This is a genomic window from Halodurantibacterium flavum (assembly GCF_042681825.1).
In the GTDB taxonomy this organism is placed as follows: Bacteria; Pseudomonadota; Alphaproteobacteria; order Rhodobacterales; family Rhodobacteraceae; genus Halodurantibacterium; species Halodurantibacterium flavum.
On sequence record NZ_JBHUGH010000002.1, the window covers coordinates 247,238 to 271,427 of the forward strand.

The 24,190-nt window shown below is 65.7% G+C and carries 23 protein-coding genes and 1 pseudogene; 14 read left to right on the forward strand and 10 right to left on the reverse strand.

Annotated elements, in window-relative coordinates; genetic code table 11:
• Positions 1-78: 78 nt before the first annotated feature.
• The 5 genes from ACFSGJ_RS02800 to ACFSGJ_RS02820 are packed head-to-tail and all read right to left on the reverse strand — an operon-like array spanning position 79 to position 5,266.
• Positions 79-999 carry an ROK family protein gene (locus ACFSGJ_RS02800; protein WP_390259306.1) on the reverse strand — a complete coding sequence of 307 codons (921 nt, stop codon included), beginning with the start codon at positions 997-999 and terminating at the stop codon, positions 79-81.
• Positions 996-2,156 (reverse strand): N-acetylglucosamine-6-phosphate deacetylase, encoded by a 1,161-nt coding sequence (gene nagA / locus ACFSGJ_RS02805; protein ID WP_390259308.1) that lies wholly within the window; start codon positions 2,154-2,156, stop codon positions 996-998. Before nagA ends, ACFSGJ_RS02800 begins: the two co-directional genes overlap by 4 nt.
• 8 nt (positions 2,157-2,164) lie before the next feature.
• A complete protein-coding gene (locus ACFSGJ_RS02810) occupies positions 2,165-3,253 on the reverse strand; it encodes a D-TA family PLP-dependent enzyme (RefSeq protein WP_390259310.1) in 1,089 nt (362 codons plus the stop codon).
• Between the two features lies 1 nt (position 3,254).
• The gene (locus ACFSGJ_RS02815; RefSeq protein ID WP_390259312.1) at positions 3,255-4,757 is read right to left on the reverse strand and encodes a M81 family metallopeptidase; all 1,503 of its coding nucleotides are present in this window, start codon (positions 4,755-4,757) and stop codon (positions 3,255-3,257) included.
• A 2-nt stretch (positions 4,758-4,759) separates the two neighbouring features.
• Positions 4,760-5,266 (reverse strand): nuclear transport factor 2 family protein, encoded by a 507-nt coding sequence (locus tag ACFSGJ_RS02820; RefSeq protein ID WP_390259313.1) that lies wholly within the window; start codon positions 5,264-5,266, stop codon positions 4,760-4,762.
• 185 nt (positions 5,267-5,451) lie between these two features.
• Here ACFSGJ_RS02820 and ACFSGJ_RS02825 point away from each other — a divergent pair, with 185 nt between their 5' ends.
• The 6 genes from ACFSGJ_RS02825 (at position 5,452) to ACFSGJ_RS02850 (ending at position 12,633) form a co-directional block, all read left to right on the forward strand.
• Positions 5,452-6,363, forward strand: coding sequence for a MurR/RpiR family transcriptional regulator (locus ACFSGJ_RS02825; RefSeq protein ID WP_390259315.1), 912 nt, complete (start codon positions 5,452-5,454; stop codon positions 6,361-6,363).
• Between the two features lie 66 nt (positions 6,364-6,429).
• Positions 6,430-7,233, forward strand: a complete 804-nt coding sequence (locus ACFSGJ_RS02830) for an SDR family oxidoreductase (RefSeq protein WP_390259317.1) — start codon at positions 6,430-6,432, stop codon at positions 7,231-7,233.
• Positions 7,234-7,275: 42 nt separating this feature from the next.
• Positions 7,276-9,180 (forward strand): beta-N-acetylhexosaminidase, encoded by a 1,905-nt coding sequence (locus ACFSGJ_RS02835; protein WP_390259319.1) that lies wholly within the window; start codon positions 7,276-7,278, stop codon positions 9,178-9,180.
• A 53-nt stretch (positions 9,181-9,233) separates the two neighbouring features.
• The gene (locus tag ACFSGJ_RS02840; RefSeq protein WP_390259321.1) at positions 9,234-10,667 is read left to right on the forward strand and encodes a M81 family metallopeptidase; all 1,434 of its coding nucleotides are present in this window, start codon (positions 9,234-9,236) and stop codon (positions 10,665-10,667) included.
• A 2-nt stretch (positions 10,668-10,669) separates the two neighbouring features.
• Positions 10,670-11,896 carry an MFS transporter gene (locus tag ACFSGJ_RS02845; protein ID WP_390259323.1) on the forward strand — a complete coding sequence of 409 codons (1,227 nt, stop codon included), beginning with the start codon at positions 10,670-10,672 and terminating at the stop codon, positions 11,894-11,896.
• A complete protein-coding gene (locus tag ACFSGJ_RS02850; RefSeq protein ID WP_390259325.1) occupies positions 11,893-12,633 on the forward strand; it encodes a copper homeostasis protein CutC in 741 nt (246 codons plus the stop codon). The genes ACFSGJ_RS02845 and ACFSGJ_RS02850 overlap by 4 nt, the downstream gene beginning before the upstream one ends.
• Here the strand turns inward: ACFSGJ_RS02850 and nagB are convergent.
• From nagB to ACFSGJ_RS02865, 3 genes are all read right to left on the reverse strand, one after another.
• Positions 12,603-13,382, reverse strand: a complete 780-nt coding sequence (gene nagB / locus ACFSGJ_RS02855) for a glucosamine-6-phosphate deaminase (protein ID WP_390259327.1) — start codon at positions 13,380-13,382, stop codon at positions 12,603-12,605. The two genes, ACFSGJ_RS02850 and nagB, sit on opposite strands and share 31 nt — an antisense overlap.
• Before the next feature lie 7 nt (positions 13,383-13,389).
• Positions 13,390-13,794: a RidA family protein gene (locus ACFSGJ_RS02860; protein ID WP_390259329.1), complete on the reverse strand. Its 405-nt coding sequence runs from the start codon at positions 13,792-13,794 to the stop codon at positions 13,390-13,392.
• A 440-nt stretch (positions 13,795-14,234) separates the two neighbouring features.
• Positions 14,235-14,903: a TetR/AcrR family transcriptional regulator C-terminal domain-containing protein gene (locus ACFSGJ_RS02865; protein WP_390259331.1), complete on the reverse strand. Its 669-nt coding sequence runs from the start codon at positions 14,901-14,903 to the stop codon at positions 14,235-14,237.
• A gap of 58 nt (positions 14,904-14,961) precedes the next feature.
• On the opposite strand from ACFSGJ_RS02865, the gene ACFSGJ_RS02870 reads away from it, so the two are divergent.
• Positions 14,962-15,378, forward strand: coding sequence for a hypothetical protein (locus ACFSGJ_RS02870; RefSeq protein ID WP_390259333.1), 417 nt, complete (start codon positions 14,962-14,964; stop codon positions 15,376-15,378).
• A gap of 90 nt (positions 15,379-15,468) precedes the next feature.
• On the opposite strand, the pseudogene ACFSGJ_RS02875 reads toward ACFSGJ_RS02870, so the two are convergent.
• Positions 15,469-15,741, reverse strand: a pseudogene (locus ACFSGJ_RS02875) (cupin domain-containing protein); the annotation flags it as partial.
• A gap of 69 nt (positions 15,742-15,810) precedes the next feature.
• On the reverse strand, positions 15,811-16,827 hold the full coding sequence (locus ACFSGJ_RS02880; RefSeq protein WP_390259334.1) for a LacI family DNA-binding transcriptional regulator: 1,017 nt from the start codon (positions 16,825-16,827) through the stop codon (positions 15,811-15,813).
• A gap of 137 nt (positions 16,828-16,964) precedes the next feature.
• On the opposite strand from ACFSGJ_RS02880, the gene ACFSGJ_RS02885 reads away from it, so the two are divergent.
• The 7 genes from ACFSGJ_RS02885 to ACFSGJ_RS02915 all read left to right on the forward strand — a co-directional run bounded on the left by ACFSGJ_RS02885 (position 16,965) and on the right by ACFSGJ_RS02915 (position 24,190).
• Positions 16,965-18,083: an aryl-sulfate sulfotransferase gene (locus tag ACFSGJ_RS02885; RefSeq protein ID WP_390259336.1), complete on the forward strand. Its 1,119-nt coding sequence runs from the start codon at positions 16,965-16,967 to the stop codon at positions 18,081-18,083.
• On the forward strand, positions 18,076-18,882 hold the full coding sequence (locus tag ACFSGJ_RS02890) for an ABC transporter permease (RefSeq protein WP_390259338.1): 807 nt from the start codon (positions 18,076-18,078) through the stop codon (positions 18,880-18,882). Before ACFSGJ_RS02885 ends, ACFSGJ_RS02890 begins: the two co-directional genes overlap by 8 nt.
• Before the next feature lie 5 nt (positions 18,883-18,887).
• Entirely contained in the window at positions 18,888-19,661 is a 774-nt protein-coding gene (locus ACFSGJ_RS02895) for an ABC transporter ATP-binding protein (RefSeq protein WP_390259340.1), read from the forward strand.
• Between the two features lie 8 nt (positions 19,662-19,669).
• Positions 19,670-20,617, forward strand: a complete 948-nt coding sequence (locus tag ACFSGJ_RS02900; RefSeq protein WP_390259341.1) for an ABC transporter substrate-binding protein — start codon at positions 19,670-19,672, stop codon at positions 20,615-20,617.
• Between the two features lie 602 nt (positions 20,618-21,219).
• Positions 21,220-22,320, forward strand: a complete 1,101-nt coding sequence (locus ACFSGJ_RS02905) for a TRAP transporter substrate-binding protein (protein WP_390259342.1) — start codon at positions 21,220-21,222, stop codon at positions 22,318-22,320.
• 5 nt (positions 22,321-22,325) lie between these two features.
• Complete coding sequence (locus tag ACFSGJ_RS02910) at positions 22,326-22,868, forward strand: TRAP transporter small permease subunit (RefSeq protein ID WP_390259343.1); 543 nt, start codon at positions 22,326-22,328, stop codon at positions 22,866-22,868.
• Positions 22,865-24,190 (forward strand): TRAP transporter large permease, encoded by a 1,326-nt coding sequence (locus tag ACFSGJ_RS02915; RefSeq protein WP_390259345.1) that lies wholly within the window; start codon positions 22,865-22,867, stop codon positions 24,188-24,190. The genes ACFSGJ_RS02910 and ACFSGJ_RS02915 overlap by 4 nt, the downstream gene beginning before the upstream one ends.

Genomic DNA, 24,190 nt, shown 5'->3' on the forward strand with positions numbered 1-24,190 from the left:
CGGCTTTCAGTCAAGAAACTTCATAAATATTCTGAGAGGGTCGCCTTTTGCTGTAATTTATTTTCATTAGTTGCCGATTTATTGTGTGCTTTGCCCCAAGGTGCGCAGGCCGAGGATGGCTGCGCCGATCAGCCCCGGTTCGCCCGCGCATTGTGCCGGCACAACCAGAGGGCGGACGAATCGCTGAAGGCAGCGCGCACGAACGGCAATGTCCAGTGCGGCGATAAGTTTCGGCTCTGACGCCAGGCCGCCCCCTGCCACGATGATGCCCGCCCCAAGCACATTCTGGACAAGCGCCAGCGGACCGGAAAGGGCCGCAAGCCAGACCGAGACCGTCCGGCAGGCGTCGGCGTCGCCCTGCACCCATGCGGACACAATGGCGCGGCTGTCGGCGTCGGGCGTACGATGGAGATGGTTGTGCAGCCGCTCCATCCCGCGGGCCGAACACAGCGCATCGAGGCAGCCGTGCAGGCCGCAGCCGCAGACAAAGGCGGGCAGCGTCACGTCGAGATCGTCGAACTGCCTCGGTGCCACGGGGCCGTGGCCGATCTCGCCCGCGAAACCGCCGCTGTTGATCAGTTGGCCGCGCACGACGACACCACCGCCGACACCGGTCCCCAGGATCAGCCCGAAGACGACCGCGTGATCGCGCCCCGCGCCGATCGTCGCCTCGGCCAGTGCGAAACAGTCGGCGTCATTGGCCAGAACGACGGGCAGGCCCAGTGCCCGCGCAAGGTCGGCTTCCAGGCGGCGGCCCGTCAGGCAGGGGATGTTCGCGACGGTAGCAAGACCCGTTTCGGCATCCACGACCCCCGCGACCGAAAAGGCCAGACCGTCCGGCCGTATGCTGGCCGTTTCGATGGCGCGTTGCAGGACTGCGATGAACGCCCCGAAGTCATGCGTGGGGGTCGGAATTCGCGCGCCTGTGACGATCCGCTGTTCATCATGCGCTTCGGCGGGCTTGATTGCCGTGCCACCGATATCGAAACACAGGATCACGGCCGCAGGCCAGCGACGCGTTCGCCGCCGATCCACGTGCCGTCGCAGGTGATCTGTGGCGTGAGGCTGAGAAAATCGGCACGGGCGCCGGGTCGCAAATGCCCGTGCCCCGTCAGCCCGATTGCCGCAGCCGGGCTGCCGGATGCCAGATGCAGCGCGCGGTCGAGGGCCACACCAAGGTTCACGTGCAGATAGCGCACGGCGTCGATCAGCGCGATGTCGGCGCCTGCCAGCGTGCCGTCGTCCAGCGTCAGCCGACCGTCCGCCCGCAGGATCTGCCGTCCGTTCAGCACCAGCCCGGTCGCCGTCGAGCCGACGGTCGACATCGCGTCGGAGACGAGAAACAGCCCCGCCGGACCGGACTTGGCCCGAAGCGCGATCCGCAGAACGGCGGGATCGACATGAAACCCGTCCGCGATCAGCCCCGCCCACAGCCGCCCGTCATCCAGCGCCGCCCCCGTCAGGTTCGGGCTGCGATGGCCCAGTTGTCCCATCGCGTTAAACAGATGAGTAACCATCCGTGCGCCCGCATCGGCATAGGCGCGGGCCGTGTCATGACTGCAATCGGTATGGCCCAGACTGACGATTGCGCCGGCCTGCGCCAGCGCCGCGACCTGCGCCAGACCGACCGATTCAGGCGCTACGGTACAGATCAGCCGGTCAAGTTCCGCAGCCCCCGCGATCAGCATCGCAAGATCGGCGTCCGTCATCGGCCGGATCATCGCCGGATCATGCGTGCCCTTGCGGGCATACGCCAGATGCGGACCTTCCAGATGCAGGCCCAGGAAGCCGGGTTGCCGGCCGGCCGCGGCTTTGGCGGCGGCGATCCCTTTTGCGGTCATGTCGGCGGTGTCGGTGATCATCGTCACCATCACGGCCGTCGTGCCAAAGCCCGCATGGGCCGCACAGATCGCACCGATGCCGGCAGGCGTGGGATCGTTGTTGAACAGGACGCCGCCACCGCCGTTGACCTGCAGATCCACCAGGCCCGGAACGATCATCCCCTTGATGGCGATCCCGCCGGGCGCCATGTCCTCTGCCATGTCCTGCGACACGATGCCCGCCACGCGGCCGCCCTCGACCAGCAGCGCGCAATCGTCATGCCAGCCTGTTCCGTCGAAGATTCGGGGCGCGTGATATGCGGTGGGTGTCGTCACGGGGCGATCTACCACACCGTACCGCGCGCCGCGACGGGTTCCACCCGCGTCACGACGCCGTCGCGATGAAAAACCATCCGGTCGAACAGGTTCGAAACCACGCAGGCATGGTTCGGCACGATGGCAAGCTGTGCGCCGACCGGCGGGCCGGCGACGGTGCAGCCGGTCAGATCGACGACCGCATGCTCTTCGGACAGCGACACGATCCGCGCCCCGGGCAGGGACGGGATCTCGCCATAATCCGTAAAACCAAGCAGATCCGATGTCAGCGCCTTGGAGCCCGCATCCAGCACAGCCCGCTGCGGCGTCGGCCGCGAGACGACCGTCGCCAGCACATGCATCGCCAGATCGTCCGGCCCGCAGACCCCTGCCCGCATCATTGAACGGTCCTGATAAACATAGGTGCCGGCCCGATGTTCAGTGGCGCTTGGCACAAGATGCGCCTGAAAAAGATCGGGCGTCCCGCCGTTGGACCGCGTCGGGCAGGCAATACCACGCTCGGCCAGCAACGCCATCGTCTGCTGCAGGAAGGCCTCGACCCTCGCTGCGCCACCGGCGGGCGGATATGTCATCAGCCCGTCGAACGCCAGACCCGGCGCCGCGTCGATCCGGGCTGCGAGGTCGGCGGCGGCCTGCGGCGTCTGTACGCCGCACCGGCCCGCACCCGTGTCGCATTCGACCAGCACCATCAGCGGTTTGCCGTGACCGATGGCCGCCGACAGACCTTGAACCGCGACAAGACTGTCAGCCACGACCCGCAGCCGTGCGACGCGGTCGTTCAGGGCCGCCAGCCGTGCAAGCCGCCACGCGCCCAGAATGTTGTAGGTGATCAGAAGATCATCGAACCCCGCATCGGCGAAAACCTCGGCCTCGGTCATCTTCTGGCAGTTCAGCCCCACCGCCCCGGCGGCGATCTGCTGGCGCGCGACGGCGGGGATCTTGTGGGTCTTGACATGCGGACGGAAGGCAAGCCCATGCGCGTCCATATAGGTCTGGGTCCGCTTGATGTTGGCGGCCAGGCGATCCTCGTCGATTACGGGCAGGGGCGTCAGCACGTCGGCAAGCGGGGTGCCCACGGCGGGCCAGGGGAAATCCATGTCATGGCACCTGTGCGAAAGGGTCCGCGACGCGGGGCCAGATGTCGGGCCGCACGAAGCGATAGGGCGTGATGGCGGGATCGTTCGGATAGGGCATTCCGGCCGAACAATAGAGGATCTGGCGGGCGATCGGCGCGAAGGCCGCATGAAAATGGTTCGTCGACTTGATGACGAGGATGCGCTGCGCGACCGGATCGATCCCCATCACCCGGAACAGCGAGGGGTCATAGCTCTGGGCGCGCACGGTGTTCAGGATGACCTCGATCCCGATGGGGCTGCCCGCCGCGTCCAGCAGGGCGACCCGTGCGGCGGGGCCGAAGGGCACCAGGCTTTCACCGAAGATCATCGCCGCAACCTCTGACACGGCCAGCACCTGCACCAGCGCATCGACAGGATCGCCCGTCAGCGGCGCGGATTTGGCGCCGAAGCGCAGCGGCAGGATCGCGCCCTCGCCCGCCGCGCGGCAGAGGCTGACCGCGATCGGGTCCCAGATCGTGCCGACCGCCACGCCGGTCGCGCCGCGTGCCATCAGTTCGGCCAGCACGACGGTCGCATCGCCCGCCGTGCCTCCGCCGGGATTGTCCCACATGTCCGCGATGACGACCGGACCCGTGTCGGCGGCCATGGCTGCGGCCACGGCCGCGCCCGCGTCCAGGACTGGCATCATGTGCCGCCCGCGATTGGCAAAAAGCTCTTGCCCCAGACGGGCGGCAAGCGCCGCCCCATGCGCGGCATCGCCATCGGTCACGGCGATCATCTGCGTGCCCATTTCCGGGACATCGCCCGCCATGAAGCCGTGGATCGCCGAAAGCGACAGAACCTTTGGATCATTCGCCTCTATCGCCATCATCCGGTCGACGAAACCGCGCATCGGCTCGCGTGAGGTCGGAAAGACGTCAATCATCCGGCAGTCATGCGTGGACATGACCGGCCTGACCCGCCCCTCCAGCGTGTCCACGACGATCGCCCAAAGATCGTGGGCGCGTTCGACGAAATCGGTGTGGGGAAATTCCTTGAACGCGACAAAGAAGTCCGCCGCCGCGACACGTTGCGCGGTCAGGTGGCTGTGGGGATCAAGCTCGGCGCACACGAGGACATCGGGGCCGACGATCTCGCGGATGCGGGCCAGCAGATCGCCTTCGGGATCGACGCAGCCTTGGGCCACCATGGCGCCGTGCAGGCCGAGCACGACGGCATCGACAGGCAGAGCGGCGCGCAACTGGTCCAGGATCTCATCGCGCAGCGACAGATGTGCCTTGCGCGAGACAAGCCCCGCCGGATCGGCCCAGGCCGCCGTGCCTTCAATCAGCGTCCAGCCCTTTTCGGCGCATACCCGGCGCCCCACCGGGATCGGCGCAGTGCACAGCGTGGCCGTATCGGGATGCGTGCCGGGTGCGGCGTAAAAGGAATCCTCGAAGGCCTGACGGTCGATCACGATCGGAGAGAACGTGTTGGTTTCGGTTGCCATCGCGGCCACGAAGATGCGTCTGTGGTCATTCGGCATGGTCAGCCGTCCAGGACATGCGGCAGATACCCCAGAAACCCGGCAATCTTCCAGCGGCCGTCCACCTTGCGGCACCAGTAAAGCGTCTGCCAGTTCATCCGCTCGTCCGGTCCGTCGGTTCGCGCCAGATGCCCGTCGAACCGCTTGCGCACAAGCGCGGCATCGCCGGTGATCTCGATCTCTTCCAGGCGTGTCGCGGCAAAGATGCCGGCGCGGGGATCACCCGAATAGGCACCTGCGGCCTTTCGGGCGGCGAAGTCCCGCGCCTGACCGATCCATGCGTCGCGATAGGCGGCAAGCGTCGGAAAGGCCAGCGTGAAGCGATCGGGTTCCGATTGGAAATGTCCGCTCATCCCCGTAAAGTTCGAGGAGATGAAATCCTCTGCCACGGCCTCCCAGTCAGCAGCCACGAAGGCATCGATGTCACGCGGCACAAGCATGTCCCAGATGGCCGCGCGATCATGATCCCGAGGGTCGAACGGATTGCGGAATGGATCACGGCTGGTCATCTTCTGTGTGCCCCATGAAATTTTTTTCGATAATGAACCGCTCTCTCTGGAAAAATCCAGATGAATATGCCTGAATGACTGTATTCCACGAAAATGAATTTCGTGAAGGTCTGAAATGCACAGGATTTGCTCAGCAGCCACGGCGCTGAAAAAATCCTGCGGGGCCGCGAACCGAAAGGGCAACGATGACGACTGGGTCCGATCCTGCGCTTGCCAATACCGCCACAGTCACGGCGGACCTGATTCTCAACCTGGCGGATGAGGACGGGCGCATGTCGGCGCTGGAAAGGAAGCTGGCGAAATTCGTTCTGGCGGATGTTCATTATGCCACCAACGCGTCGATCACGGAAATCGCCGCCGGGGCGGGCGTGTCGCCCCCGACGGTCACGCGGTTCTGCCGCCGGTTGGGCTGTGCATCCTTTTCGGACTTCAAGGTGCAGCTGGCCAAAAGCGCTTATGTCGGGCTGCGCTATCTGAACCCCGAGACCGTCACCTCGACCAGCGCCGAGGTTGCCGAGGATATCGTGACCAAGGCGCAGAACGCCCTGTTCGAGATGCACCGGACCCTTGATCTGCAGCGGATCGAGGCGGCGGTCGATCTGCTGGCCAAGGCCAGCATGATCTATGCCTTCGGATCGGGCGGAAATTCGTCGATGATCGCAAGCGAACTGCAGAACCGCCTGTTCCGTCTTGGTTCGCGCATCTCGGCCTCGTCCGATCATGGCATGAACCTGATGCTGGCTGCCGCTGCCGAGCCGGGTACGGTGGTCTTCGGGTCGTCCTTCACCGGCCGCAACCGCGAACTCACGCATTGCTTCCAGCTGCTGCGCGACCGGGGCATTCCGACCATCGCGCTGACCCAGGACGGATCGCCCTTGGCGGGGGTGGCGGATGTGGTGATCTCGATCAACCTGCCGGAGGGCAAGAACATCTTTCGCGCCACCTCGACCCGCTATGCCTCGCTGGCGGTGGTCGACATCATCGCCAACCTTGTCGCCTATGCCGACCGCACGAAATCGACGCGCATCCTGCGTCGCATCAAGGAAGAACTGATCCAGCACCGGGATGGCGACGATAGCCAGATCCTCGGCGACTGAGGCCCAACGCGCCGATGCGGAGGCGGTCGCATCGGTCTGATCCGAAAGTCCGCCCGGGGAACAACCATGGTACAGACATTGGCTCTGGTGACGGGGGGCGCGGGGGACATCGGGCGCGCCATTGTGGCGCGGCTGCTTGAGGATCATGACATCGTGGTCATTGCCGACCGCGATCTGGATGCGGCCGAACGTGCAGCCGCCGCACTGGGCGTGGCCAGTGCCGGCGGGAGGGGCGCCGCCGCGATCGCGCTGGATGTGACCGATCCGGCCAGCTGCGCGGCCATGGCCGGACAGGTGCGTGGCCTTGGCAAACTGATGACACTGGTCAACGCGGCGGGTGCGGCGCAGGCCGAAAGCCTGCACGCCACCGGACCGGATCAATGGGCGGCGGATCGCGCGTTAAACCTCGATGCATGCTTCACGGTGTTCAAGACGGTCGAGGATCAGCTGATCGCGTCCCGGGGATCGGTGGTCAACATCGCCTCCGTCAACGGGCTGGGTGTTTTCGGGCATCCGGCCTATTCGGCGGCCAAGGCGGGCATGATCCATCTGACACGCCTGATCGCGGTGGAATACGGACATTACGGCGTCCGCGCCAATTCCGTCGCGCCCGGCACCGTCCGCACCCAAGCGTGGGAGGCGCGTGCCGCCAACAATCCCGCCGTCTTCAGAGAGGCCGCCGCGCATTACGTGCTTGGTCGCATCGCGCGGCCCGAGGACGTGGCCGAGGCGGTGGCATTTCTGGCCTCGTCACGGGCCGCCGCGATCACCGGGGTCTGCCTGCCCGTCGACTGCGGGCTCACGGCGGGCATTCCCGCGCTTGCCGCGACATTCAGCCAATCATCCGATTACCGGAACAGCGCGGACTGATCCGCGATCACGCCAGCAACGCCTTTTGTGACAGGACCACAGATGACCTACGTTCTTGAAAATTCCTGGGCACCCGAACCTGCTCCTGCCGGAACATGGCAGATCACGCTGACCAACCTGTCCGATGCGCCGCTGTCGGACTTCGGCCTGTCGCTGACGTCGATCACGCGCATCATGCCCACGCACCAGCTGCGGAACGCGAGGTTTCATCGGCGTGCCGCCAATTATCACGAATTCTCGCCCACGGACCCCACGCCCCTGGCGCCCGGAGAAAGCTGGACCTTTTCGGTCACGGGGCTGAACCGGTCGCCCTTTCATCGCAACGACGCTGCCAAGACTGCATGGATCACGGGGGCGGATGGCGGCGTCTATCCCGTCCAGGTCGGCGACCTGACTCATGCGGGGACGATCCCCGTCCTGCCCCGGCCGCGCCTGCCGGCGGGGCGGCTGACGCTGCCTTTTGCGCTGCTGCCCTGGCCAAACGCCATCGATGCCACGGCGGGCGATGCGCCCGTGATCCTGCATGCGGCGGCGGGTAGCGCGCGCGATGACCTGCGGCTGATGATGTCGGTCGATGCATTGCACAGCCGCCTCTTCCCGGCAGCACGCAAGATATTCCAATTGTCTGCCGTGCCGGGCAGCCGGGCGCTGCGCTTTGCCGAAGAGGCCGGTCTGCCCGCCGAGGGATACCGGCTGACGTTCGACGATGACATCACCCTGGCCGCCAGCAGTACAGCGGGGCGACGCTATGGGCTAGTCACGCTGGCGCAGATGCTGCACGGCGCCTTCACCGACCCGGAATTCACGTTCCCCCGGACCGGCCAGATCACCGATGCGCCGCGCTATGGATGGCGCGGCTGCCATCTGGATGTGTCGCGCCATTTCTGGACGCCCGCCGAGGTGCGCCGCGTGATCGACATCATGGCGTGGCACAAGCTCAACCTGTTTCACTGGCATCTGACCGACGACGAAGGCTGGCGCGCCGAAATCATGGCCTATCCGGAACTGACCCGGGCCGGTGCAACCCGCGGCGCGGGCCTGCCCGCGATGCTGCCGCAGCTGGGCGATGGACCCGAGACCCGCCGGCAGTTCTATACGCAGGACGAGATGCGGGATGTCGTGGCGCATGCAGGTGCGCTTGGCATCGACATCATGCCCGAGATCGAGACGCCGGGCCATGCCGCCTCGGTTCTGGCGGCGCTGCCGCGTCTGGCCGATCCGGACGAGCCCGAGAACAGCTACTACTCGGTGCAGGGCTATTCCAACAATGCCCTCAACCCCGCGGTTCCTGAAACCTTCGACATGCTGGAAACCGTCTTCGACGAGATCGCGGCGATCTTCCCGTCGCGTTACGTCCACATTGGGGGCGACGAGGTCGCGGCGAACGCGTGGCTTGCCTCGCCCCTTGCACAGGCGCTGATGGAACGGGAAAACCTGTCGGGCACGTTCGAATTGCAAAGCTGGTTCCTGCGTCGCGTCAAGGCGATGCTGACCGCGCGCGGCAAGGTCATGGTCGGCTGGAACGAGATCGCCCATGGGGGTGGCGTGCCACCCGAAGACACCTTGCTGATGGCATGGGAGAATCCGCAGGTCGGGATCGACCTTGCCCGCGAGGGCTATGACGTCGTCATGACGCCGGGGCAGGCCTACTATCTGGACATGGTGCAGTCGGACGACTGGCTTGAAAACGGCGCGGGCTGGGCCGGACCGGTGCCGCCCGAAAAGAGCTATGCCTACGAGGCCGAGGGCGATTTTCCCGATGACCTGCGCCATCACATGCGCGGCGTGCAGGCCTGCATCTGGTGTGAGCACTACACCACTACCGCCTGGTTCAACGATCTGGTCTTTCCGCGTCTTGGCGCCGTTGCCGAAGCCGCCTGGACGCAGGCCGCATTCAAGGACTGGCAGCGCTTTGCCCGCCAGGTCCGCCTGCACCCGACCCTGTAACCGCAACGGGATGGACTGACCGGTTCCCACTTCCCAGCTTGAAAGACACGTCCATGCGCATCGCTGTCGGCGGAATTCATACCGAATGTTCGACCTACTCGCCGGTTCTCATGCAGACCGGGGATTTTCGTGTGCTGCGGGGCGCGGACCTGACGGCAAGCCCCTATTTCGCGTTTTTGGCGGATCACGACGCCGAGGTGGCGCCGCTGCTGCACGCGCGCGCCGTGGCCGGCGGGCCCGTGACGCGCGCGACATACGATGCCTTCAAGGCCGAGTTCCTGCAGCGGCTGGACTCGGCAAGGCCCTTCGATGCGGTCTATCTTGCGATGCATGGCGCGATGTTCGTCGAGGGAATGCAGGATGCCGAAGGGGACTGGATCGCCGCGGTCCGCGCAGCCGTAGGGCCCCGGATGCTTGTCGCGTGCAGCTATGATCTGCATGGAAACCTGTCGCAGCGCATCGTGGACCAGATCGACATCTTCGCCGCCTATCGCACGGCCCCCCATATTGATGTCACCGAGACGATGACCGCGGCTTACGGAATGCTGCTCGATGCCGTCTCGACGGGCCGGCGCCCCGGCGTCGTGCGCGTGCCGGTGCCGCTGCTGCTGCCGGGCGAGCGGTCCTCGACCGAGGATGAGCCGGCGCGGTCGCTCTATGCCGCCTTGCCCGCGCAAGAGGGGCCGGGCGTGTGGCGCACGGACCTCATGATCGGATATGTCTGGGCGGACGAGCCGCGCGCCACCGCCTGCGCGGTCGTCACAGGCACGGACAGAGACGCGGCGGTCGCTGCGGGAACGGCGATTGCCCGGTCGTTCTGGGAAGCGCGCGCGCAGTTCGGCTTTGGCCCGAGGACCGGTCCGCTGGCCGAGATGCTGGACATCGCGGCCAGTGCCACCACCCGACCCGTAATCCTTGCCGACAGCGGCGACAACCCGACGGGGGGCGGTGTGGGCGACAGGGGCGATGTGCTGGCCGCCCTCGTCGCGCGGGACTGGCAGGATGCGCTGGTCGCGGGCATCGCCGATCGGGCAGCGACCGACGCGTGCTTTTCGGCAGGGACCGGCAGCACGGTTTCCCTGACGATCGGCGGATCGCTTGATCCGGCGGGCGTCCGCGTGCAGGCACAGGCCACCGTCCTGCGCCTGCATGACGGCGCGACCGACAACGACAGGCAGGCGGTGGTGCGGATCGGCGGAATCACCGTCGTGCTGGCGGCCAAGCGCAGACCCTATCACGACATTGCCGATTTCGCGGAGCTGGGGCTGGACCCCGCGGCGGTTGCGCTGCTGGTGGTAAAGTCGGGCTATCTGTCGCCCCAGCTGGCACCGCTGGCCGCGCCGAACCTGATGGCGCTGACCGATGGCGTCGTCAATCAGGACATTCCCCGGCTGTCGAACCTGCACCGGGCTGCGGGCACTCTGCCCTTCGAGGCGCGCGACCATTTCACACCCGAACCGCAACCCTCGGCACGATTCACCGGCTGATCATGACCGCATGGTTCAGCATTCTGCGCGACCACGCCGTTGTGCGCACCTCGGCCGCGGCAATCTTTCTGTACGGCTTCGCCGGAGCGGCGACGTCGCCCTACCAGGCCGTCATCGGCATCCGCGAACTGGGTCTTTCAGACCTGACCTATGCCCTGCTCAGCCTTGTGGCCGCGATCGCGCATGTGCTGATCGCGGTGGCCAGCGGCTATCTGTCGGACCGGTATCAAAGCTATCGACTTCCGCTGATCCTCGTATCCTCTTTCGGGATGATCGGCTTCGGCGCCATCTGGCTGAACCCCACGCCCCTGACCTTTGCAATCGCGACCGTTGGGCCGCTGGCGCTGTTTCATGCGACAAACTCGCTGCTCTTCGGCAATGTCCGCGCGAAAACCGACAGCTTCGACCCTGCGGAGGCCGCGATCGCCAATGCGCTGATGCGGATGATGGTTTCGCTGTCATGGGTGCTGGTCCCGGGGATCGTGGGCCTGATCCTCGCCCGGCATGACAGCATGATCACCGCCTATCTGATCGCGGCGGTCTTTGCTGCGGGCTGCCTTGCAACGATCCTGTTCGGGATGGAGCGTGACACCAGGATGCCCCTGCCATCCGGGCCCCGCATCGCGGCATTGCCCGACCTGATCGGGGTGCTGTCGTCCGGGATGATCCTGCGGATCGCGGGTGTCGCGCTCATCACGCAGGTTCTGACCGTAAACGCGACGGTCCTGCCCCTGATCGTGACGGGCCGTGCGAACGGGGCGGCGTCGGATATCGGGTTTCTTGTCGGGCTGGTGGCCCTGCTGGAGGTGATCTTCATGTTCTTCTGGGCGTATGCGGTGCGATACATGCACCTGACCACCGCACTGGCAGTCTCGGCGATGTTGTACCTGGCCTACCTTTCGGCCATCGCGATGGCCACGGCCCCGTGGCATGTCTATGCGGCCAGCGTGATTGCGGGCATCTCCGCGGCGGGGATCATCTCGTTGCCGATCAGCTATCTGCTGGACCTGATCCGCAACCGCCCGGGCCTGTCGGCATCGCTGATCGCGGTGAACATGTTTCTGGGCGCGGCACTCGGATCGGCCGTGTTCGCGCTCGGAGCGGCGATCAGCGGCTATGGCCTCGCCTCGGTACTGGGCGGCATCGCGGGGGTGGCCGGCGCCGCCATGCTTGTTTATCTCGACCGGCGCCCGCAGCGCGATCGCCCCCTTGAACGGGCCGCGCCATGATTACGCTGGAGGTCTGCGTCGACGACCCCGCAGGGATGATGGCGGCGGTGCGGGGAGGCGCGGACCGGATCGAACTTTGCGCGGCGCTGGCGCTTGGCGGGTTGACGCCTTCGGCGGGGTTGATGCGGGTCGCAGCAGACCTGCCGCTGCCCGTGATGGCCATGATCCGGCCGCGCGCCGGCAATTTCATCTGGAGCGAGGCAGAGATCAGCGCGCAACTGGCCGAGATTGCCGCTGCGCGCGCCTGCGGCCTGGCCGGCGTGGTGATCGGTGCCTCCTTGCCCGACGGTCGGCTGGACGCCGAGACGCTGGCGCGGCTCGTCGCGGCGGCGCAGGGGCTGGACCTGACGTTGCACCGCGCTATCGATCTTGCGCCCGATCCCGTGGCGGCGATGGGCGTTTGCCGTGATCTGGGCATCCTGCGCGTCTTGTCATCTGGTGGAGCCGCGACCGCATGCGACGGGATGGCGCGTCTCGCTGCGATGCAGGCCGCCGCCCCGGACGTGACCGTCATGCCCGGCGGTGGTGTCAGCGCGGCCACGATCGCGGCGCTGGCGCGGAACGTGCCATTGACGCAGGTGCACGCGTCATGCAGCACACCCGCGCCGCCGCCCGCAGATCCCCGGATCGCAGGTCTCGGCTTACAGCCCGCGAACGCCCGCGTGACCGATGCTGCACTCGTCCGGGGCTTGCGGACCGCGTTGGATCAGCTGGCGGGTTCGACAACGCGCGGGTGAACCAGTTCATAGTAGTCGCGCAGCGCCAGCGCACTTGCGGCAGCTTCGTCCAGAACGACCGTCACCTTGCGGTGCATCTGCAGGATCGACGCCGGGCAAGCGGCCGTCACCGGCCCTTCGATCATCTGCGCGACGACCTTGGCCTTTGCCTCGCCAAAGGCAAGCAGCACGATGTCCTGTGCGCGCATGATCGTGCCGATGCCCATCGTGATGGCAAGGCGCGGTACATCGTCATCCGACGCAAAATAGCGCGCGTTCGCGGCGCGGGTCGATCGGGTCAGCGTCTTGATCCGCGTCAGTGACGACAGGCTGGAGGTGGGTTCGTTGAACCCGATATGCCCGTTCGCCCCCAGCCCCAGAAGTTGCAGGCCGATGTCGCCCGCCGCCACGATCGCTGCCTCGTATCGGGCGGCCTCGGCTTCCGGATCAGGGGCATCGCCGCGGGGCAGATGCGTGTGGCCGGGTGCGAAATCGACCTGATCGAAGAACTTGTCACGCATGTAGGTCCAGTACGAACAGGGATGATCCGGCGACAGCCCGATGTATTCGTCCAGGTTGAACGACTGCGCACGCGCAAAGCTGATACCGCTGTCGCGATGACGCGCGATAAGATCGGCATAGACGGCCTCCATCGTGCCGCCGGTCGCCAGGCCCAGCACGACATCGGGTTCGCTGGCAAGACGGTCGGCGATCAGCGCGGCGGCGCAACCGGTCGCGGTTTCGCGCGTCTCATGGATCAGAACCTTCATGGCCGGATCATCCTTCCTCCGGCAGTGGTTTCCACGCAAGCACGTCGATCTCAACCTTCGCATCGACCATCAGGCGGGATTCCACTGTGGAACGCGCAGGCGGATGCGCACCGAAATGGCGGGCGAAGACCGCGTTGAAGGACGAAAAATCGCGCGCGTCCTCCAGCCAGCAGTTCACCTTCACAACATCCTCCAGCCCGCAGCCGGCCATTGCCAGAACATCGCAAATATGGGCCATCACCTGCTCGGTCTGCGCAACGATGCCGCCTGCCACGACCTCGCCATCGACCGTCGGCACCTGACCCGACACATGCACGTAATCACCCGCGCGCACCGCTTTGGCAAAGGGCCGCGGCTGGCCCCCGGCCTGCGTGTCGGCGGAGGCGTATCGGATCAGGCGCTGCTGTTTCATGGGAAATCCGGAAATTGGTTGTTTGCTCGAGTTTCACATGCGTGACACCCGCTTTCAAGCCGCCCGCCGCGTCGTGCTTGCCTATGAGGCGAACAACACGGGAATTTCCGCCTGGACCTCGCCCAGCACGAGGCCATCCTTTCGGCCGGCCGAGCTTCTCTGCGATCTTCCTGACCGGTACCTTCGCATCGCCAAGAAGATAGGGACTTATCGCAAGTCAGTTTTAGAATGCCGCTCTGCAAGTATCGTGCGCGTAATGGAACTTGTGAGAGTATCATGACGCGGGGGACAGAGAGCCGCCCGACCTCATGCCCCGTGCGGCATAGCGGGTACGAAACGGGCCTTGGAGCGGCAACCGGCGTGGCTTCAGGTTCAACTGAAACGCCGTGCCGTGAACTCTATACAGGTTTCGTAACTGGCTTGATCAAAGATCGGTGGCTTCATCCGCTTTCGGGCAGATTATCGTCAAGGCGGGAACGTCGGCTGGCGAGGATACCCGAGAGCAACAGCTCTACGCCGAACGCGAACCGCGCGTCCTGATCGGTCGCGAGCATCTCCGGAATGCTTGCGCGGATATTGGGGTAGCGCTCGGTCAGGGCGTCAAGTTCTTCCAGGGGTCCGGCAAGCGGATGGGTGCCGCCGGCCCGCCGCGTCTGTTCAAGGAGAGCCTGCTCCTCGATGACAAAGCCCATCACATAGTACATCAGCGTAAAAACGGCCCTCGCTGCGGGCGCGGCCTCAAATCCGGCCTTGCGCAGCGCTCCCACGACGATCTCTCCCATGTCCAGAACATTGGGCCGTGCCACAAAGGTACCCGCGAACACGCGCGCCCCGTCGCGACGGCCGAGGAGTGCGCGGCGCATCTCGTAAGCGCTGCTGCGTAGCGTTTCGGCATAGCCTCCGCGGGTGTCGATCTTGTCTGCCACGCCCTGCACGAGCACCTCGGCCATCGCGTCGATCAGCGCAGGCTTGCCCGGAAAATGCCAGTAGATCGCCGGAGCCTGCACTTCGAGCGCATCGGCCAGCCTGCGCATACTGAGACCTTCGAGGCCGACTTCATCCAGAAGATCGAGGGCCTTAACAACGATGAATGTGCGATCCAGGGCCATAGGGATTCCTTCTTGCTTCGACTCCTTAACATTGTTAAGTCAATTTAACACCGTTAAATTGGAGGCTGCCATGCATCTTGATCTCAGTGAACTGCCCCTCATCTGGATGCGCAACCACACCGAGGACGAAGAGCACGATGACGAAAACGAGGGCGAGATGTTCCTCGGTGTGTTGCGTCGCAACGAACCCTTCATCATGATTGCCGAGGAGATGCCTCGGCTTTCGGACATAGCCGCGATGGATCAGGCGGAACGCAAAGAGCGCGCCAAGCTGTTCAAGGTTCACAAGAAGGACCTCGCCCGTCTTTGCGCCGGGATGATTGTCATCGCCCCTTCAGGCAGCGTGGCGATGCCGTTGCGCGTGGCACTGGAGAAGTTCGCGTCTGCCATCGGGATCGCCCTGATTTTCGCTGACAGCCCGCCTGCGGCACGCGAGATCGCGCAAGCAAGGCTGTCGCCAGGCCTTCGCCCTTAGCGCGGCGCTGGGTGCTGTCGCCTGCGTCAGGACAGAACGCAAAACTTCGAGGGGCCCATGTCTGGCCTTTCCTAGGTCGGTCGCTCGCCGTCAGGCAGACCATACGGATGCGTAAGTACGGATCGCTTCCACCAGAAGCACATCGGCAAGCCGGGCGCTTACGATCCCGCGTCCCGGCATGTCCCGCTCGACCTCGTCCGATATGAGGGTGAGAAGTGTGGTGATCGCCCCCGAGGCCGATGAGCTCTGCTGAATGCAGATGAAGTCCGGCAGCCTGTCGAAAAGAAAGTCGGCATTCGCCCCGGCCAAGGTCACAGTCCCGCCGATCGCGTTCGTCTCATCCCCGTCGATGCGCGCGACATCCTTCTCCGATCCGTCATAGAGGCTGCGCCCGCCCGTCGGCGTGAGCCCGGGAGCCGCCCCGTCAGGTCGTCACCCTTGCGAAGATCCCCTGATGACGAGGGACGGCAGCGGGCCTTCCGTTCTGGCCGGGATCTCCTTGCCGGCGATCAGGTCCATCAGCAATCCCGTGGCGAGGCCCGCGACCTGCTCCAGATGCAGATCGACGGCGGTGAGGGACGGCCGCTCTTCCCGGGCCCTGAGACCGTCGTAGCGCGTAACCACCCGAACCTCGCCGGGCACCGCGCGTCCCGCATCCCGGAGCGCGCGCATCGCCCCGGTGGCGAAGGCGTCCACGGGGGCAAAGATCGCATCTATCCCGGGAACCTGTTGCAGAAGATCGCGGGTCGCACGGTACGCGCCGTCCTCCCCTTCCTGTTCCGGCACCGGGATCACGCAGGGGGGGATGCCGGCAAGGGACATCCGCCGGTCGTAACATTCCCGCGTCACCGCATGAGACACCCGCGACGATGCACCGATGATCAGGGCGATCCGGCGCGCGCCCCGTTCCAGCAGGTGGGAAAGAAGCAGATCGGCGGTGCGTTCATAATGCATGTCGACCCATGGCAGGCCCGTGCCCGCAGGCTGGCCGATCACCACCACCGGTATGCCGCGCGTTTCCAGCAGCGAGAGGAACGGGTCATCCTGCTGCGGCTCGATCACGATCGCTCCGTCCATGGCAACATGGCGCAGGGCGACGGCGGGGTCGGCCACCGGTGGCACCAGAACCAGCGCGGAATTGTAGTCCAGCGCATGGATCGCCGCCGAGGCCGCGATCTCCATCAAAAACCCGAGCCGTGAAGAGCCGGCCGAGACGGCGGCAGGCATCGAGGTCATCACGGCGATGGTATTGGTCCTGCCCGTGCGCATCCGCCGGGCGGCCAGATTGGGCACATAGCCGAGGGCGGCAATAGCCTGGTTGATTCGCTGCCGGGTCTCGGTCTCGACGGCGCGCGCCCCGGAAAGTGCGTTCGAAACCGTCCCCTGCGACACGCCCGCAAGCCGCGCCACATCCTTGACCGTAGGTCGTCTGCCCGCCGGTTTGTCCATATCCTGCCGCATCCTTGATCATCGTGCCCGACGCTTCATCACCGGGACCTTCGAAAGCCCTTGTGCACATTAAAACGTTTTACTCGGCACGATATCAACCCTACATCTTCATTAAATCGTTTTAAGGAGCATCAGCCGTGACCGATCAGACCACAATCCGCCGTCGCAGGACCGGCCTGACCGCCATCGACCCCGAACGCACTGCGGGTGGCTACACGCTCTTTGCGCCGCAGACCGGGGGCGGGCGGGTCGATCTGGTGGATATCGACGGGCAGAGCGCCCATCGCTGGCAGATGCCGGTGCGGCCGGGTCGTGACGCGGTGATCCTGCCGAACGGTAACCTGGGCTATAACGGCAGCCACGCGACCTCGGCCGCGCTCTACCCCGCCTGGGACCTGTGGCATGGCGGCGATTTCTACGAGGCGACGCCCGAGGGGGAAATCGTCTGGCGGCATGAAGACATCCATCATCACCATGACGCGCAGTGGCTGCCCAATGGCCACCTGCTTTATACCGTGGCGGCACCCCTGCCCGCCGACAAGGCCGCCCGCGTCACCGGAGGCGATCCGCGCAAGGACGGGGCAGACGGTGTCATCCAGTCCGACATCGTGCGCGAGGTGAACCGCGCCGGCGAGGTGGTCTGGGAATGGCGCATCTGGGACCATCTGGACCCGGCCGATTTCCCCATCCACCCCAATTTCGACCGCCGCCACTGGCCGATGGTCAACGGTCTTTCGCTTACAAGCGACGGGCTGATGCTGCTGAGCCTGCGCACCACCTCGGGCGTGGTCGCGGTGAACCGCGCGACCGGCGCGGTCGTCTGGCATGTTGGTCCCGACGTGGTGGCCCAGCAGCATACGCCGGTGGAAACCGAAGGCGGCAATATCCTCGTCTTCGACAACGGCAACCTGCGGACCGGGTCGACCTCTCCGTTCTCTCGGGCGCTGGAGTTCACGCCTGCGGGTGACGTTGTCTGGTCCTATACTGATCCGCTGCCGATGGCGTTCTTCTCGCCCTATATGGGCGGCTGCCAGCGGCTGTGGAACGGCAATACCTTCATCTGCGAAAGCGCCTTCGGGCGGCTTTTCGAGGTGACCCCCGCGGGTGAGGTGGTCTGGGAATATGTCATCCCCGAATTCGCCCCCTATCCCGAGCCGCTGACACGCTTCATCACCGGCGAGCATAACAGCTGCTTCCGCGCCCATCGCTACAGGGCCGAGGCGCTTCCATGGCTGCGGGGTGGCCGGGATGGATGACGCACGGCAAGTTCGCCGCACCCGCCCCCTGCTCGCCATGGGGCTGGCCGGCGCCACGGGCCTTGGCCGGCCGCTATTGTCCTTCGGCTTCATCCTGACGCTCTGGGTGGCGGTGACCGCCGCGGGGCTGGTGCCTCAGCAGATCTTTCCCTCGCCGCTGTCGGTCTGGCAGGCCACGGTCGAGATGGCGGCGAACGGGACGCTGGCCACCGATCTGGCCGTGTCGATGCGGCGCGCGGCAATCGGTTTCGGCATCGGGTCGGTGCTTGGCGTGACGCTCGGGCTGCTGACCGGCCGGGTCGCGCTGATCCGCGCGCTGCTGAACCCGTTCCTGACGCTGCTGCGCCCGATTCCGGCCATCGCGCTTGTCCCCGTCGCAATCGTCTGGTTCGGCATCGGCGAGGGGTCGAAGTACTTCGTCGTCTCCTACACCGTGTTCCTGACGGTCTGGTTCAACACCCATCACGGGATGGAATACATCCCCGACATCTATCTGCGGGCCTCACGCTCGCTCGGGGCGTCGCGGCTGCGGGAATTCCTGCAGGTCGTCATCCCCGCCGCCGCGCCCCATATCGTCGCGGGCCTCAGGCTGGGGGTGGCGCTCGCGTTCCTCAGCCTCGTGGCGGCGGAACTGTCGGGGGCGTCCTCGGGCCTCGGCTACAGGCTGCAAGAGGCGCGGCAGTATATCCGCACCGACCGGATGTTCTCGCTGCTGATCATCCTAGGCGCGCTTGGCGCCACCGTCGATCTGGCCGTCCACTGGCTGGGCCGCAGGCTTGTCCACTGGCAACAAGGATAAGGGCGATGTCATCAGGTCACGTGCGCGTCGATCGCCTGTCGATCACCTTCGCGGGCCAGCAGGGGCCGGTCACGGCGCTTGCCCCCACCACGCTGCATCTCGCCCCGGGCAGCTTTACCGCGCTGATCGGGCCCTCGGGCTGCGGCAAGTCCACGCTGATGAACGCCATCGCGGGATTCGTCCGGCCGGCCGGCGGCACGATGACGCTGGATCATGCCGAGATCACCGGGCCCAGCCCCGATGTCGGCGTGATCTTTCAGCAATATGCGCTGTTTCCGTGGTTCACCGCGCTTGGCAACGTCAAGTTCGCGCTGAAACGCCTCGGCCTGCCCAAGGCCGAGCTGCACGCCCGCGCCATGGCCGCCCTGGAAGAGGTCAATCTGGCGCAGCACGCGGGCAAGTTTCCCGGCCAGCTGTCGGGCGGCATGAAACAGCGCGTCGCGATCGCGCGCACATTCGCCGCCAGCCCCAAGGTGCTGCTGATGGACGAGCCTTTCGCGGCGCTGGATGCGCAAACCCGGATCGTGATGCACCGGCTGCTGATCGACATCTGGCAAAAGCACCGCGCCACGGTCCTCTTCGTCACCCATGACGTGGACGAGGCGCTGCTGCTGGCCGACCGCGTCTGCGTCATGAGCCAGGCGCCCGGCCGCATCATCCGCGACTATGCGCTGGATCTGCCGCGGCCCCGGTCGCTGCGGGCGGGGGCCGATGTGCTTTTGCCGATGCGGGACGAAATCATCACCCTTCTTCACCCCACACCCCATATCGACGCATGAGGACCGCCATGAAACACACAATCCTTGCCCTTTCCCTCTTCCCCGCGGCCGCCATGGCCGATCCGATCGCCTTTGCCTGGACCCCGAACCCCCAGACGCCGCAGGTCGACATGGCGCTCGCCCAGGGCTATTTCGACGAGGCCGGGCTGGACGTCCGGCTGGTCACCTTCGCCTCGGGGCGCGAGGCGTTCGAGGCGCTGCTGGGCGGTCAGGTCGACATCGCCTTCATGGCGGAATTCCCCGCCGCAACCGGCGCCCTGACGGGACAGAATTTCGCCATCGTCGCCGATCTGACCCGCTATACCGGCAGCCGGATCATCGGCAACAGCGACCGCTCGCCGCTGGACAGCCTCACCGATCTGGAAGGCAAGCGGATCGGCACCACGCTCGGCACGAACGTGGACTATTTCCTCTCGACCGCGCTGGCGGAGGCCGGGGTTGGCGCCGAGATCGTCAATGCCGCGCCCGGGGATCTGGTCCCGGCGCTGGTGCGGGGCGATGTCGATGCCATCGTGCCCTTCCCGACCTTCTATCAGGGCGCGCAGGACGCTTTGGGCGACCGCTATCTCGAACTGCGCCCCGGGATCTATGACCCGCACTACATCCTTGCCGCCAGCCCCGCCATGCTGACGCGCGAGGATGAACTGACGACCTTCCTCGGGGCGCTGGTCCGGGCCGATGCCGATGTCGCCGCCGATCCCGAGGCTGCGGCCGAGGCGGTTTCGGCCTCGCTCAGCGGCAATGTTCCGGTCGCGACCCTGCAGGAGATGTGGGCGGATATGGAGTTCGGAACGTCCCTTGGTCCCGACCTGCTCGACCTCCTGGTCAGCGAGGCCGCGTGGATCGTGGGCCAGGGGGTCGTGCGCGCTGAAGTTCCCACGACCGAGGACATCGCGGCCTTCATCGTCCCGGGTCCGCTGGCCGCCGCAGCCCCGGATGCCGTGACGCTGGACTGACCCCACGACAGCGGCGGTCCGGGCGGCAGGTGGGGAGGGCCTGCATCGCGCGACCGGCGCCAGCATCGTCTATGTCACCCATGATCGGGCCGAGGTGATCGCGCCCGGCCCCACCGTCCGCGCACGCTTTCTCGGGCAGGGGGTCAGCCTCCGGGCGCCGCCCGGCCTTGCGGCCGGCGCCGCACTCGCCTGCCTGCGGCGGCGCGACATCGTGCCCGGTTTCAGAGGGTTCACCGAGGGAGTTGCCCCGTAGACTCGCCCCGGCCTCCTGAACCGGGTCGCCGGCAGTCTCCGGCCCGAAAGGCCGGGTCTTTTCTGCATCGTTACCGCCCGCACACGCCCACGTTGAACGCCATTCCGGCGCTTCTCGTTGCAAGGCCGCGCGGCCTGAAAAGATGCGCCCAAAATGTGTTCAATCGCGATCATAATTGATCCCATTGTATACAATCATGCCCCCGCGGACATCCCGAACCGCCTTTCAGGATGGGTCTTTGCGCGGTCTCTGCGGCAGTTTGCGGCACATCGCGGTGCTGCAAGCCGGGGCCGCCCTTCCCAACGCCCTCTCTTTGCTGAAGCCCTCTCTCTACTGAAAGGAAGTCATCATGGATCGTCGGAAGTTTCTTTCTGCCTCTGCCGTGACTGCTGTGGGTGCGGGCATCGCCGCGCCCCTTGCCGCCCCGACCGTCGCGCGCGCTCAGGACACGTTCAACTGGCGCATGACCAACAGCTATGGCCCGACCGCGCCGTTCTACACGGTCGGCCCCGGCAGCCCGACGGACATGATCGAGAAGATCCGCATCATGTCGGGCGGGCGGCTCAACATCCAGCATTTCGCGGCCGGCGAACTGATCCCCGCCTTCGAAGGGTTCGACGCGGTGCAGCAGGGCGTGATCGAGATGAACGCCTCGAACAGCTATTTCTGGTCGGGCAACGTCTTTGCCGCGCAATACTTCACCACGGTGCCCTTCGGCATGTCCTTCATGGGCCACATGGCGTGGCTGTTCCACGGCGGCGGCCTTGAGTTGTGGCAGGAAACCTATGAACCTTTCGGGCTTGTCGCCTTCCCCATGAACTCGACCGGCGTGCAGATGACCGGCTGGTTCCGCGAACCGATCGAGGATCTGGGCCAGCTCAACGGACTGCGGATGCGCATCCCGGGTCTGGCGGGCCGGGTCTATGCGTCGCTTGGCGTCGACACGCGGCTTTTGCCGGGCGGCGAGATTTTCCCGGCGCTCGAACGGGGCGTGATCGATGCGGCCGAATTCGTCGGCCCCTATCAGGACCGCGCGCTGGGGCTGCATCAGGCGGCCAGATTCTATCACACCTCGGGCTGGCACGAACCCGCGACCACGGGCGAGTTGCTGATTTCCAGAACCGCCTGGGACAGCCTGCCCGAAGACCTGCAGATGATCGTACGCCAGGCAAGCCAGGCCGCCTGTCTCGAAAGCCTGATCTGGTCGGAATCCGTCAACGGCCCGGCCATGACCGATCTGGTGGAGAACCACGGCGTCACGGCTGCCCCCCTGCCCGCCCCCGTGATCGCGGCACTGCGCGAGGCGACGATGGACGTACTGGAGACCGAGGCCAACGCGTCCGAGATCACGCGCAAGGTGCATGACAGCTACTTTGCCTTCAAGGCCGATCACGACGGCTGGGCGCGCAGCAGCGAAGTGTCGTGGTTCAACGACATTCTGGGGATGTGACCGGAATGAAAGCCGCGGTCACGCGCGTCGTCGAAGGGCTCGAAAGCCTTGTGCGGGCGTTCGGCATCCTTGCGGCCCTGATCTGCGTGGTACTGGTGCTTCTGGTGGCGGGCGATGTCTTTGCCCGCTACCTCTTTCGCACCGGCGCGGTCTGGGCGCAGGAATTGCAGTGGCACCTGATTTCGCCCATCGCACTTTTCGGCATGTCCTACGCGCTTTTCTCGGGCGAGCAGGTGCGGGTGGATGTGCTTTACGAACGCTTCCCCCTGCCGGTGCAACGGCTGATCGAGGTCATGGGCGGACTTCTGATGCTCGCGCTGGGGGTGATCGTCGTCAAGCTGTCGCTGCCCTGGGTCGAGATGTCCTATGCACGCGGCGAAGGCTCGCCCAATCCAGGGGGGCTGCCGCACCGCTTCCTTCTCAAATCCCTGATCCCGCTGGGCTTCGGGCTGCTGGCAGCGCAAGGGCTGGCCCATGCCCTGCGCCATGCGTTCGATCTTCCACCGCGCAACCCCCGTGAGGCCGCGCAACTCCAGGACCTCCCATGACCCCGAACGAGTTGCTGGCGATCGGGATGATCGCCGCTTTCTTCGTCCTCTTGATCACCGGCATCCCGGTCGGGATCGCGATGGCGGTATCGGCCTTCGTCTTCGGCTATTTCGGCTTCGGGCCGGTGCTGTTCGACCTGCTGCCATCGCGCATCTATGGCGTCGTGACGAACTATACCCTGCTGGCCATTCCGCTTTTTGTCTTCATGGGCGTGATGCTGGAAAAGTCCCGGCTGGCCGAGGAACTGATCGATGTCGTGGGCCATCTGTTCGGCAATATCTCGGGCGGGATGGGCGTCGCGATCATCTTTGTCGGCGTCCTTTTGGGTGCGGCGACGGGGATCGTCGGGGCCACCATCGTGACGCTGGGCCTCTTGACGCTGCCGACGCTGTTGCGACGGGGCTACCCCAAGACGATCGCGACCGGCATGATCTGCGCCTCGGGCACGCTGGGGCAGATCATTCCGCCCTCGCTGGTGCTGATCCTTCTGGCGGATATCCTGCAGGAATCCGTGGGCACGATGTTCGCGGCCGCGATGGTGCCGGGGCTGACGCTGGCGGCGGTCTACATGGTCGCGATCCTTGGCTATGCCTGGTGGCGGCCCGGGTCGATGCCGCCCATCCCGCTGGATGAACGGCGCGCCCTGACGCGGGGCGCCCTGCTGCGCAAGGTTCTGGTCAATGTCGGTCCGCCCGTGGGGCTGGTGGTCGCGGTTCTGGGCAGCATCATCGGCGGGATCGCCGCGCCGACCGAGGCGGCCTCGATGGGTGCGGTGGGGGCGCTCGTTTTTGTCGCGGTCTCGGGGCGGCTGACGCTCGACCTCCTTTATCAGGTCGCGCGCTCGACCCTGCTGATCTCGGCGATGGTGTTCTTCATCCTGATCTGCGCGCAGGTCTTCGGGCTGGCCTTCCGGGGGCTGGGCGGCGAGAGCCTGGTGCGGGGGATGTTCGAATGGGTGCCGGGCGGGGTGACGGGGGCGCTCTTGTTCCTGATGCTCATCATCTTCATCCTCGGCTTCTTCCTCGAATGGATCGAGATCACCTATATCGCCCTGCCCCTGTTCCTGCCCTTTTTCATGCAGGCGGGCGTCGACCCGGTCTGGCTGGGCATCCTGATCTGCCTGAACCTGCAGACGAGCTTTCTGACACCGCCCTTCGGCTGGTCGCTCTTCTTTCTCAAGGGGGTGGCCCCTCCCGGTGTCAGCACGATGGATATCTACAAGGGGGCGCTTCCGTTCATCGGGCTTCAGTTCGTGGCGCTTGCCATGGTATTCCTGATGCCCGGTCTGGCGACCTGGTTACCCAGAACGATAGGATGGTGA

Excerpts from the sequence above, each read along its gene's own strand:
- ACFSGJ_RS02810 (WP_390259310.1), bottom strand. The coding sequence starts at position 3,253 with ATGGATTTCCCCTGGCCCGCCGTGGGCACCCCGCTTGCCGACGTGCTG.
- ACFSGJ_RS02850 (WP_390259325.1), top strand. The coding sequence starts at position 11,893 with ATGATTACGCTGGAGGTCTGCGTCGACGACCCCGCAGGGATGATGGCG.
- ACFSGJ_RS02860 (WP_390259329.1), bottom strand. The coding sequence starts at position 13,794 with ATGAAACAGCAGCGCCTGATCCGATACGCCTCCGCCGACACGCAGGCC.
- ACFSGJ_RS02910 (WP_390259343.1), top strand. The coding sequence starts at position 22,326 with ATGAAAGCCGCGGTCACGCGCGTCGTCGAAGGGCTCGAAAGCCTTGTG.
- ACFSGJ_RS02845 (WP_390259323.1), top strand. The coding sequence starts at position 10,670 with ATGACCGCATGGTTCAGCATTCTGCGCGACCACGCCGTTGTGCGCACC.
- nagB (WP_390259327.1), bottom strand. The coding sequence starts at position 13,382 with ATGAAGGTTCTGATCCATGAGACGCGCGAAACCGCGACCGGTTGCGCC.
- ACFSGJ_RS02890 (WP_390259338.1), top strand. The coding sequence starts at position 18,076 with ATGGATGACGCACGGCAAGTTCGCCGCACCCGCCCCCTGCTCGCCATG.
- ACFSGJ_RS02905 (WP_390259342.1), top strand. The coding sequence starts at position 21,220 with ATGGATCGTCGGAAGTTTCTTTCTGCCTCTGCCGTGACTGCTGTGGGT.
- ACFSGJ_RS02840 (WP_390259321.1), top strand. The coding sequence starts at position 9,234 with ATGCGCATCGCTGTCGGCGGAATTCATACCGAATGTTCGACCTACTCG.
- ACFSGJ_RS02820 (WP_390259313.1), bottom strand. The coding sequence starts at position 5,266 with ATGACCAGCCGTGATCCATTCCGCAATCCGTTCGACCCTCGGGATCAT.
- ACFSGJ_RS02895 (WP_390259340.1), top strand. The coding sequence starts at position 18,888 with ATGTCATCAGGTCACGTGCGCGTCGATCGCCTGTCGATCACCTTCGCG.
- ACFSGJ_RS02865 (WP_390259331.1), bottom strand. The coding sequence starts at position 14,903 with ATGGCCCTGGATCGCACATTCATCGTTGTTAAGGCCCTCGATCTTCTG.
- ACFSGJ_RS02815 (WP_390259312.1), bottom strand. The coding sequence starts at position 4,757 with ATGCCGAATGACCACAGACGCATCTTCGTGGCCGCGATGGCAACCGAA.
- ACFSGJ_RS02825 (WP_390259315.1), top strand. The coding sequence starts at position 5,452 with ATGACGACTGGGTCCGATCCTGCGCTTGCCAATACCGCCACAGTCACG.
- ACFSGJ_RS02835 (WP_390259319.1), top strand. The coding sequence starts at position 7,276 with ATGACCTACGTTCTTGAAAATTCCTGGGCACCCGAACCTGCTCCTGCC.
- ACFSGJ_RS02880 (WP_390259334.1), bottom strand. The coding sequence starts at position 16,827 with ATGGACAAACCGGCGGGCAGACGACCTACGGTCAAGGATGTGGCGCGG.
- ACFSGJ_RS02915 (WP_390259345.1), top strand. The coding sequence starts at position 22,865 with ATGACCCCGAACGAGTTGCTGGCGATCGGGATGATCGCCGCTTTCTTC.
- ACFSGJ_RS02830 (WP_390259317.1), top strand. The coding sequence starts at position 6,430 with ATGGTACAGACATTGGCTCTGGTGACGGGGGGCGCGGGGGACATCGGG.
- ACFSGJ_RS02900 (WP_390259341.1), top strand. The coding sequence starts at position 19,670 with ATGAAACACACAATCCTTGCCCTTTCCCTCTTCCCCGCGGCCGCCATG.